This is a genomic window from Leucobacter soli (genome assembly GCF_042659205.1).
Taxonomy (GTDB): Bacteria; Actinomycetota; Actinomycetes; order Actinomycetales; family Microbacteriaceae; genus Leucobacter; species Leucobacter soli.
Window position 1 is genome coordinate 1 of sequence record NZ_JBHSRW010000276.1, and the last position, 2749, is coordinate 2749.

Here is a 2749-nt window from a genome sequence, read left to right on the forward strand (position 1 = left end):
GGTCAGGCCGCGGCCGGCCGGGGCGACGGGCAGCACCGACGGGATGCGTTCGTAGCCGACGATGCGGGCGACCTCCTCGATCAGGTCCGCCGGGCGCGACAGGTCGCTGCGCCAGCTCGGCGGTACGACGACGAGGGCGGGCGCACCGTCGGCGAGCACGTGATCCTGGAGCTCGCACCCGATCATCTCGATGGCGCCGCGGATCTCGTCGTCGCGGTAGTCGGTGCCGAGGAGGCCGTTCACCCGTGCGAGCGGCAGCAGCACCTCGGCGCGCACGCGCTCCGGACGGATCTCGCAGCCCAGCGAGTCGGCGGTGCCGCCCGCGAGCTCGACCAGCAGGTCGACCATGCGCTGCGCCGCGACAGCGCCGACCTGCGGGTCGACGCCGCGCTCGTAGCGCCGCGACGCTTCGCTCGGAAGCTTGTGCCGGCGAGAGGTGCGCGCGATCGACACGGGGTCGAAGGCGGCCGCCTCGATCAGCACGTCGGTGGTGGCGGCGCTCACCTCGGTGTCCTCGCCGCCCATGACGCCGGCCAGACCGATGGGCCCGGAGTCGTCGGTGATGAGCAGATCCTCGACGTCGAGCGCGCGCTCCTTGTCGTCGAGCGTCACCAGGGTCTCCCCCGCGGTCGCGCGACGCACGACGATGCCGCCCTGCAGCTTCGCGAGGTCGTAGGCGTGCAGCGGCTGCCCGAGCTCGAGCATCACGTAGTTCGAGATGTCGACGGCCAGTGAGATCGATCGGATCCCGGCGAGCGTGAGACGCGCCACCATCCACGGCGGGGTCGGGCGCGCGGGGTCGATCCCGCGCACCACGCGCGCGACGAAGCCGATGCAGCCCTCGCGACCGCGGATCGGCGCCCGGTCGTCGAGGGTGACGGGGTATCCCGCGCCGTGCCCCAGCTCGCTCTCGAGCGCGAGCACCGGGTCGGTGAACGCCGCGCCCGTGGCGTGCCCGTACTCCCGGGCCACGCCGCGGATCGAGAAGGCGTAGCCGCGATCCGGCGTCACATTGATCTCGACCGCGCTGTCGCGCATGCCGAGAAGCTCGAGCGCATCCGCGCCGACCTCGGGCTCGGTGCCGTTCTCGGCCGAGAAGCCGAGCCGCGAGAGCACGATGATGCCGTCGTGATCCTCCCCCAGCGCCAGTTCCTTCGCCGAGGCGATCATGCCGTCGCTCACGTGGCCGTAGGTCTTGCGCGCGGCGATCCGGAAGTCGCCGGGCAGCACCGCGCCCGGCAGCGTCACCACGACCTTGTCCCCCGTTTCGAAGTTGTGCGCGCCGCAGACGATGCCGCGAACGTCCTCGCCGCCGTCGGCCGCGCGGCTCCCCTCGGGGGCGACCCGCACCTGGCACCAGTTGATGGTCTTGCCGTTCGACTGCGGCTCGGGCTCCCGCGAGAGCACCTCGCCCACCACGATCGGGCCGTCGGCCTCGAAGCGGCGGATCGACTCCTCCTCGAAGCCCACGCGCACCAGGTCGGCGTGCACCTGCTCGGGGGTCACGTCCTGCGGCAGTTCGACGTGCTCGCCGAGCCAGCTCAGTGGGATACGCATCAGACCAGGCCTCCGAACTGACGGTTGAAGCGCACGTCGCCCTCCACCATGTCTCTCATGTCGTTGATGTCGTGGCGGAACTGCAGCGTGCGCTCGATCCCCATGCCGAACGCGAAGCCCTGATACTCATCGGGATCGATGCCGGCGGCGAGCAGCACGTTCGGGTCGACCATGCCGCATCCTCCCCACTCCACCCAGCGCGCGCCGCCCTTGGCGTTCGGCTGCCACACGTCCATCTCGGCCGAGGGCTCGGTGAACGGGAAGAAGTTGGGACGGAGCCGGATCTCGGCCGCCTCCCCGAACATCTGCCTGGCGAAATGCTCGAGCGTGCCGCGCAGGTGCGCCATCGTCAGGCCGCGGTCGATCGCGATCCCCTCGATCTGGCTGAACACGGGCGTGTGGGTCGCATCGAGCTCGTCGGTTCGGTAGGTCTTGCCCGGGGCGACCACGTATACGGGCAACCGGGTGTTCGTCAGGTTCTCGCCGAGCAGCGAGCGGATCTGCACCGGCGAGGTGTGGGTGCGCAGCAGCAGGTGCCGCTCCGCGGGTTCGATGAAGAAGGTGTCCTGCATGGCGCGCGCGGGGTGATCGGGATCGAAGCCGAGCGCGTCGAAGTTGAACCATTCGTGCTCGATCTCGGGGCCCTCGGCCACCTCCCAGCCCATGCCGACGAAGACGTCGGAGACCTCGTCCTGCAGTTGGGCGAGCGGATGCCGGCTGCCGCCGGTTCGGCGCACCGGGGCCTCGGTCACGTCGACGGTCTCGGCGACGAGTCGTTCCGCCGCCTCCTGAACGGCGAGCTCCGCCTCACGGCCCTTGAACGCCCCCTCGAGGCGGCCGCGCGCCTGCCCCATGAGCTTGCCGGTCTCGGCCTTCAGCTCCTTGGGGACCTCGCGCATCCGTGCGTTCAGGCGCGCGATCGTCGAGCCGTCGCCGACATGCTCGCCGCGGGCCTGCTTCAGCTCGGCCGTCGTGGACGCGGCGGCGGCGGCGGCGAGCGCGGCCTCCACGGCAGCGTTCACCGCCTCCGGGGTGATCGGGTTCGGCGCGGCCGATGCGTTCTCTTCGCTCACTGACACAAGGATCAATCCTATCTCCCCGGGGCGGTTCCCGCGGGGTGCGTAGACTGGAGGGGTGAACGCGCAGCGGAACGGGATGACGCGCGCGGCCCGCACGGGCCGCGGGGCGATCG

General features: G+C 71.3%; 2 protein-coding genes. Both read right to left on the bottom strand.

The genetic code is table 11. The features are described 5' to 3' along the window. Positions 1-1557, bottom strand: a 1557-nt coding sequence (pheT, locus tag ACFPZL_RS12045) for a phenylalanine--tRNA ligase subunit beta (protein ID WP_382335594.1), incomplete at its 3' end; no start/stop codon positions are given. Further along, on the bottom strand, positions 1557-2636 hold the full coding sequence (pheS, locus tag ACFPZL_RS12050; RefSeq protein WP_218113863.1) for a phenylalanine--tRNA ligase subunit alpha: 1080 nt from the start codon (positions 2634-2636) through the stop codon (positions 1557-1559). The genes pheT and pheS, both read right to left, overlap by 1 nt. Positions 2637-2749: the final 113 nt, after the last annotated feature.